This window comes from Nonomuraea sp. NPDC005983 (genome assembly GCF_040614375.1).
GTDB lineage: Bacteria > Actinomycetota > Actinomycetes > Streptosporangiales > Streptosporangiaceae > Nonomuraea.
Genome location: NZ_JBEXUP010000004.1, coordinates 87,434 through 94,944 on the forward strand (window position 1 = coordinate 87,434; position 7,511 = coordinate 94,944).

6 protein-coding genes are annotated in these 7,511 nt (G+C 66.7%); 1 reads left to right on the top strand and 5 read right to left on the bottom strand.

Going from position 1 to position 7,511, the window contains the following annotated elements; translation table 11 throughout:
- The first annotated feature begins 13 nt into the window (after window positions 1-13).
- Complete coding sequence (locus tag ABZ297_RS03720; RefSeq protein WP_355338831.1) at window positions 14-484, top strand: MarR family winged helix-turn-helix transcriptional regulator; 471 nt, start codon at window positions 14-16, stop codon at window positions 482-484.
- Between the two features lie 409 nt (window positions 485-893).
- Here ABZ297_RS03720 and ABZ297_RS03725 read toward each other — a convergent pair whose 3' ends face one another.
- The 5 genes from ABZ297_RS03725 to ABZ297_RS03745 form a co-directional block, all read right to left on the bottom strand.
- The gene (locus tag ABZ297_RS03725; protein WP_355338834.1) at window positions 894-1,832 is read right to left on the bottom strand and encodes a TIM barrel protein; all 939 of its coding nucleotides are present in this window, start codon (window positions 1,830-1,832) and stop codon (window positions 894-896) included.
- Window positions 1,833-2,138: 306 nt separating this feature from the next.
- On the bottom strand, window positions 2,139-4,640 hold the full coding sequence (locus ABZ297_RS03730; protein ID WP_355338837.1) for an ATP-dependent Clp protease ATP-binding subunit: 2,502 nt from the start codon (window positions 4,638-4,640) through the stop codon (window positions 2,139-2,141).
- Window positions 4,641-5,349: 709 nt separating this feature from the next.
- Window positions 5,350-5,682: an Lsr2 family protein gene (locus tag ABZ297_RS03735; RefSeq protein WP_350804889.1), complete on the bottom strand. Its 333-nt coding sequence runs from the start codon at window positions 5,680-5,682 to the stop codon at window positions 5,350-5,352.
- 502 nt (window positions 5,683-6,184) lie between these two features.
- The gene (locus ABZ297_RS03740) at window positions 6,185-6,667 is read right to left on the bottom strand and encodes an RDD family protein (protein WP_355338840.1); all 483 of its coding nucleotides are present in this window, start codon (window positions 6,665-6,667) and stop codon (window positions 6,185-6,187) included.
- Between the two features lie 102 nt (window positions 6,668-6,769).
- Window positions 6,770-7,511 (bottom strand): RDD family protein (locus tag ABZ297_RS03745; protein ID WP_355338843.1); only part of this gene is annotated, 742 nt, incomplete at its 5' end.

Sequence of the window (7,511 nt, forward strand, 5' to 3'; positions counted from 1 at the left end):
CAGGTTGTCTATCGTGTCAAGCGACGCCCCCGGCTTCGAACTGCCGCTCCGCCTCCTGCTCGGGTTCAGGGTGCTCATCGACGAGTTGCACGCCGAGCTTGCCCGTCAGGGCCACCCTGACCTGCGCCCCATGCACGGCTTCGTCATGCAGGCCATCGGGCAGGCAGGCACCACCGCCGTCGACCTCGGCCGCACACTCGGCGTCTCGAAACAGGCGGCGGGCAAGACGATCGAGTCCCTGGAACGCCTCGGCTACGTGGAACGCACCGTGGACCCGCAGGACACGAGACGCAAGATCGTCCGGCTGACCGGGCGCGGCGTCGACGCCCTCGTCCGGTCGGCGCACATCTTCGAGGACCTCCGCAGCCGCTGGGCCGACCAACTGGGCGCGGACCGCCTGAGGGCCATCGAGGCAGACCTCCGCAAGGTCACCCCACCGGACCTCTTCCGCCTCGACACCCCCGGCTGGTTCGGCACCCTTTGACGCCTCACCCGCCCGCCCCAGCCCGTCTCTCCCGACCCGCCAAGCCGCCGCCACCCCGAAGAGGGACGGGCACGGGCGGGCCTCGGCGTCCCCGCCCGGCAGGCGGGCCGACGAAGGCCGTGGGCGCCTACGCAACGCGCCGAACGCGCCTGCCTGGCCTGCAGGAGACGCCCAGACAGCCAACTGGACAAGGGGGACGGTCAGGCAGCCACCGGGCAGCACCGACGGCCACGCGGCCTGCTGGACACCAGGGACGGCCAAACTGCCTGCCGAACAGCGCCGACGCTCAGGCGGCCGACCGACGCAGTCAGACAGCCAGCCGAAGGGGCCGGCCGAGGCGGTCAGACAGCCAGCCGAAGGGGCCGGCCGAGGCGGTCAGTCAGCCAGCCGAAGGGGTCGGCCGAGGGGGTCAGGCGGCCAGTTGGAGGCCGAGGCCGGTGAGGCTCTCGCGGGCCCAGTCGAGCTCCTCCGCCAGGAGGGACACCAGCGCTCCAGGCCCCTTGGCGCGGCCAGGGACCGCCAGGTTGTGGGTCTCGACCTCGATGTGCGCGCTGCCACTCACAGCGCCCGACAGCATCGCCGTGAGCGTGTCGTGCAGGACCGGGCCGGTGCTGGGCGTCTGACCCGTGTGGCTGTGGACGTGCCCCAGCTTGACGACCGGCGCGCCCGCCTCGGCGAGCCCGCGCAGCGCCGCGCCGGCTTCCTCAGCGCCGCACGCCAGATGGCAGGCGTCCAGGCAGACGCCGAGGTGCTCGGAGTCGATGCCGCACACCCGCTCCAGCGCCTGCTCGGTCGTCTCCAGGACGCAGCCGGGCCACGGCTCGAAGCCGACCCGGATCGTCTTGCCGGTGACGCTGTAGATGCCGCGCAGCTCGCGGGCCAGCCGCTCCAGCCGGCGGGTGGCGATCGAGTGGAGGTCGGCGGGCCAGTCGTGGCGCCACCCGATCGGGATGGTGGAGATGCTGCCGAACCGTACGTCGTCGGGCAGCAGGAAGGCGAGGATGCGCGCCAGCGCCATCGTGTAGCGGTAGCGCTCGGGCTTGGCCCAGTCGGGGCCGGGCACCTCCTGGTTGCGCCCGCCCGTGCCGTTCAGGCTCACCACTTCGAGCCCGCGCTCCTCCAGCGACCGCCGCAGCCGCACCAGTTCGATGCGGTCGGCGGTGAGGTGGTCGGCCACGCTCGGCGCGAGCCACAGGCCGACGCCCATCCGCTCGACGCCGAGGCGCTTACGCACCGGCACCGCGTAGCGGGTCAGGTGGGCGATCAGGTTCTCCAGGTCTTCAGCGGGGTGGACGCCGGCGTTGTAGGCCAGGTGAACGAGCGTTCCGTCGTCGTGACGCAGGCGCATCGGCTTCCTCCACTGGTGTGTTCCATCGCCGCTCAGGGACATGCGGACCCCGTAGAGCATGCCTGCTCCCGGTGGCGCACGCGTCCGCCCTGAGTTGATTCCTCGGTACTCCTCAGGGAGCAGTCGCCAACGTAGGAACCTGCTCTTGCGACTCTCTTGGATTGAACTAGGGCGTTACTCTACACACAGTAGTACTACTTGCGGTGGCGAAGCACCAGCCAAGCCAACAATTAGGCAACGGCCGCTTTACCAATGCCAGAAGCCCCCGTGGGAGAGACCTCCCACGGGGGCTTCGGCGATCTTCGGCTAGTGCTGGATCGGCGCTGCGATCGCCGCGGCCGAGTCGGGGATCTGCGACGCCTGCTCACCCACGAAGATGAACTTGGCGTTGTCGCCCTCGCCCTCGACGGTGACCTTGACGACCTGACCAGGACGCAGCTCGCCGTAGAGGATCTTCTCCGACAGGGCGTCCTCCAGCTCGCGCTGGATGGTCCGGCGCAGCGGACGGGCGCCCATGACCGGGTCGTAACCACGGTCGGCCAGCAGCTGCTTGGCCTCGGGCGAGACGTCCAGGCCCATGTCGCGGTCCTTCAGCCTGGCGTCGACCTGGGCGAGCATCAGATCAACGATCTTGATGATCTCGTTCGGCGTCAGCTGGTGGAAGACCACGATGTCGTCGACACGGTTCAGGAACTCCGGCCGGAAGTGCTGCTTGAGCTCCTCCTGCACCTTCGCCTTCATCCGCTCGTAGTTGGACTCGGTGTCGTTGGACTTCGCGAACCCGACCCCGATGCCCTTGGAGATGTCGCGGGTACCGAGGTTGGTGGTCATGATGATGACCGTGTTCTTGAAGTCGACCACCCGGCCCTGGGCGTCGGTCAGACGACCGTCTTCCAGGATCTGCAGCAGCGAGTTGAAGATGTCGGGGTGGGCCTTCTCGATCTCGTCGAACAGGACCACGGAGAACGGCTTGCGCCGCACCTTCTCGGTGAGCTGACCGCCCTCCTCGTACCCGACGTAGCCGGGAGGCGAGCCGAACAGCCTGGAGACGGTGTGCTTCTCCATGAACTCCGACATGTCCAGGCTGATCAGAGCGTCCTCGTCGCCGAAGAGGAACTCCGCCAGCGCCTTGGACAGCTCGGTCTTACCGACACCGGACGGACCCGCGAAGATGAACGACCCACCGGGACGGCGCGGATCCTTCAGACCGGCGCGAGTACGCCGGATGGACCGCGACAACCCCTTGATGGCGTCGTCCTGGCCGATGATCCGCTTGTGGAGCTCGTCCTCCATGCGGAGCAGGCGCTGCGACTCCTCCTCGGTCAGCTTGAAGACCGGGATGCCGGTGGCGGTCGCGAGAACCTCGGCGATGAGCTCCTCGGTGACCTCGGCCACGACATCCATGTCGCCGGCCTTCCACTCCTTCTCCCGCCGCTCGCGCTTGAGCTGCAGCTGCTTCTCCTGGTCACGGAGGGCGGCCGCCTTCTCGAAGTCCTGCGCGTCGATCGCGGACTCCTTGTCACGGCGGACATTGGCGATCTTCTCGTCGTACTCGCGCAGATCCGGCGGAGCGGTCATCCGGCGGATGCGCATCCGCGAACCGGCCTCGTCGATGAGGTCGATCGCCTTGTCGGGCAGGTAGCGGTCGCTGATGTAACGATCGGCCAGCTGGGCGGCGGCCACCAGCGCGCCATCGGTGATCGACACCCGGTGGTGCGCCTCGTAACGGTCGCGCAGACCCTTGAGGATCTCGATCGTGTGGCTGAGCGAGGGCTCGGCCACCTGGATCGGCTGGAAGCGCCGCTCAAGCGCGGCGTCCTTCTCCAGGTACTTGCGGTACTCGTCGAGAGTCGTGGCGCCGATGGTCTGCAGCTCGCCGCGGGCCAGCATGGGCTTGAGGATGCTGGCGGCGTCGATGGCGCCCTCGGCGGCACCCGCACCCACGAGCGTGTGCAGCTCGTCGATGAACAGGATGATGTCGCCGCGCGTGCGGATCTCCTTGAGCACCTTCTTCAGGCGCTCCTCGAAGTCACCGCGGTAGCGGGAGCCGGCGACCAGCGCGCCGAGGTCAAGCGTGTACAGCTGCTTGTCCTTCAGCGTCTCGGGCACCTCGCCCCTGACGATCTTCTGCGACAGGCCCTCGACGACGGCGGTCTTGCCGACGCCGGGCTCGCCGATGAGAACGGGGTTGTTCTTGGTCCTCCGGGAGAGGACCTGCATGACCCGCTCGATCTCCTTCTCGCGGCCGATGACCGGATCCAGCTTGCCCTCGCGGGCGGCCTGGGTCAGGTTGCGGCCGAACTGGTCGAGCACCAGGGAGGTGGACGGGGCCGACTCCTGGGGGCCGCCCGCGGCGGCCGGCTCCTTGCCCTGGTAACCGTGGAGCAACTGGATGACCTGCTGCCGGACACGGTTGAGATCAGCTCCAAGCTTGACCAGCACCTGAGCCGCCACACCCTCACCCTCGCGGATGAGCCCGAGCAGGATGTGCTCGGTGCCGATGTAGTTGTGACCCAGCTGCAAAGCCTCACGGAGCGACAGCTCAAGAACCTTCTTGGCCCGCGGGGTGAACGGAATGTGCCCCGACGGAGCCGACTGGCCCTGGCCGATAATCTCCTCGACCTGCTGACGCACTCCTTCAAGGCTGATGCCCAGGCTCTCCAGAGCCTTGGCGGCTACGCCCTCACCTTCATGGATCAATCCAAGAAGAATGTGCTCAGTGCCGATGTAGTTGTGGTTGAGCATCCTGGCCTCTTCTTGGGCCAAGACGACAACCCGCCTCGCTCGGTCGGTGAACCTCTCGAACATCTCGTCGCTCCTCACAGAGCGGTCAGCCAGGCCGGTAAATCCGGTCCCGTCATCCCGCATGCTAGCCCTGGCCCGGCGAACCGTGCCCTCTGCCACTGACACGCTCTATAGCAGAAACGTTCCCCGGGAGCAGGGCGTTCACCCTCCATCCAACTACTGTTAGAGGGCGTCGTGTTCCCGATACGCCGCAAGCGAACGAGGTTTAGGGCGCTACTCGCGAGCACCGGCAATTGCCCCCCTCGGCGGGGACAGATCAGCACGGCTCGGCCGTCGGACGCTCACACCACTCGACCTGGGGCGGTCGCGTCTGAACGTCAGGGTTGCCGCGTACGTAACCCATACCAGAACATCCTATGTGGACGTCCAAACGTGGCGCCACTTCTCGCGGCGGGGCAGACGCGGTCGTGACCCACAGGCCCTGCGGGCAAGGGGTTCCAGACGGAGAAATCTACCTCTGACTGGTCAGCCCGGTTACCAGACGGCTCCCGGAAGACCCTCGCGATGGCCCTCCTGGAACGAACCAGCCCCAGAAAAGGGACTCACCCGTGAATCAGGGGTCGACGATCCAAGCGTCCGTATTTGGGCGCATTAGAAGATCGACGCGGGTAACCATCGAGCGGTTGAGGGCAACCCACAAATGATCATGCGCTTATGGCGATCGCCGGGGTCCTAGGCGAACGGCATAAGCGCATGGTCGGATGACGGCACCTTAGTGCGCCGCTTCGTACTTCTCCACGACGGTGGAGGCGATTCGGCCGCGCTCGCTGACCGGCAGGCCGTGAGCCTTGGCCCACTGCCGGATCTCCGAGCTCTTCTCGCGGCTCATCGCACGCTGCCCGCCACGACCACGACGACGCGCGGAGACGGCACCTGCCCGGCGAGCGTGCTGCACGAAAGGCGTGAGCGCGTCCCTCAGCTTCTTCGCGTTTAGGTCGCTGAGGTCAATCTCATAGGTGGAGCCGTCAATAGCGAAGCTGACCGTCTCATTGGCCTCGCCCCCATCGAGGTCATCGATGAGAATCTCCTGGATCTGCTTGGCCATCTACGCAATCCTTTCCCGGAGCATTGTTTCATTCGCCGACCCAAACATATACCCGGAAAGGCGCGGACACAATTCAGCGCTTCGGGGATTCGACTGATCGGCTGATCAGCGGTTCTCCGCCTGATCACGGTTTGCCCGCGCGCGGGGCCCCTCAGACGACCGCGCCAACTTCACAACGCCAAAGATGAAGGCGCCGGCTACGACGAGCGGGGGGATGAGCGCTGACAATACGTCTGTTACGGCTTCCATTCGTCCTCGCCTCCACAGCGGACCTGGTTTCAGGGGGCGCTTAAAGACCGACCGACCGTCGGGCGCGAGCCGTCATCGCCTCGCGAGGTGAACCGCCCGCACACGACCATAGCGGCACACTGACCCCCACTGTGTGGCAGGGGAGCCGAGATCCGGCAACCCGGACGTCACACAGCTTAATGCCAGTCTCTCCAGGCTCCTTACCGGATCAAGAGAAAATTTTGCGAAAAGCTATCCGCGCAGGTGCGCATGGCTAGCGAAGATCTTTGACCACCCGCGTTCCCGCGAGCCTATCGTGCGGCCCGCGCTCGTACGGCTTGTCGACCAGGATGAGCAAGCCGACACCGAACGCGAAGATTCCGACCAGCAGATTCAGGACCGGAATGCCCATCAGCATCGCGGGCCCTGGATACACCAGCGCCCGTTTCAGCAGCGCACCGCGCGGAAGGCCCTCGGGGGCCAGGCGAATCCCCATGATCGCCTTGCCGAACGTCCGGCCGCCACCGGAATGCGCGACCCAGTCGTAGACCGTATATCCCAGCCCGGCGGCCAACCACGCGAACACGCCGGGCAGCCGGCCGTCGAACGCGCCGGACAACCCGACAGTTCGGAAGACACCCCACAGCGTGATGAACAGAATGTAATAGAAGGCACCGAAGACGAGAGCCTCAATGAGCCGGGCGGCCAGTCGTTCCCACCATTCAGCGGGCACCGTGTACGTCCGCGTGCCGGTCATAAGCCACCTCGCGTCGGGGAACCGCCCCTCCCATTTTGGTACGGCCCGCACACACAAAACAGGGACCGGCTGGACGCCGGCCCCTGTTTAGGTCCGCGGAGACTACTTGATCTTCACCACCACGGTCTGGGCGAACTTGTCGGCGAACGTCTGCTGCAACGGCTTGTCCCACAGCTGGGACGCGCCGTTCAACGCGACGCAGACGAAGCCGACCAGCGGCCCGAGGAACGGGATCCACCAGAAGAAGTAGCCACCCCAGGTGACACCCGCGCGCTTGATGGCCATGTCGGTGGGGAGCCCGCCGGGAGGAAGCGCCTGGCCCACGGGGACGACCTTGATGCCCATGACCATCTTGCCGACCGTCTGGCCGTTCATCTTGTGCAGGAAGAAGTCGTAGCCGACGTAGAGCGCCGCCAACAGGATCGTGGTCACCAGGCTCACGCCGAACGGGCCCAGACCGCCGCTCGTCGTCCCGGTGGTCGAGCTGTAGCTGGCGAGCAGCAACGCTCCGACGATCAGGCCGATCACGTAGTTGACGACGCCGAAGATGACGCCGTCGATGATCCTCGCCACCAGGCGCTGCCACCACTCGGCGAGCGGGGCCGGCGCGCCGGGCGGCTGCACGCCCACCGGCTGCCCGTACGGCTGGCCGTACTGCTGTCCATAGCCGGGCTGACCGTACTGCTGCGCCTGGCCGTACTGCTGCTGGCCGTAACCCTGGGCTTGGCCGTAGTCCTGCTGCTGGCCGTAACCCTGGGCCTGACCGTAGTCCTGCTGCTGACCGTAACCCTGAGCCTGGCCGTAGTCCTGCTGCTGGCCGTACTGCTGACCCGAGGGAGGCTGC

Coding starts and splice junctions, on each gene's coding strand:
- ABZ297_RS03725 (WP_355338834.1), bottom strand. CDS start 1,832: ATGCGCCTGCGTCACGACGACGGAACGCTCGTTCACCTGGCCTACAAC.
- ABZ297_RS03730 (WP_355338837.1), bottom strand. CDS start 4,640: ATGTTCGAGAGGTTCACCGACCGAGCGAGGCGGGTTGTCGTCTTGGCC.
- ABZ297_RS03735 (WP_350804889.1), bottom strand. CDS start 5,682: ATGGCCAAGCAGATCCAGGAGATTCTCATCGATGACCTCGATGGGGGC.
- ABZ297_RS03740 (WP_355338840.1), bottom strand. CDS start 6,667: ATGACCGGCACGCGGACGTACACGGTGCCCGCTGAATGGTGGGAACGA.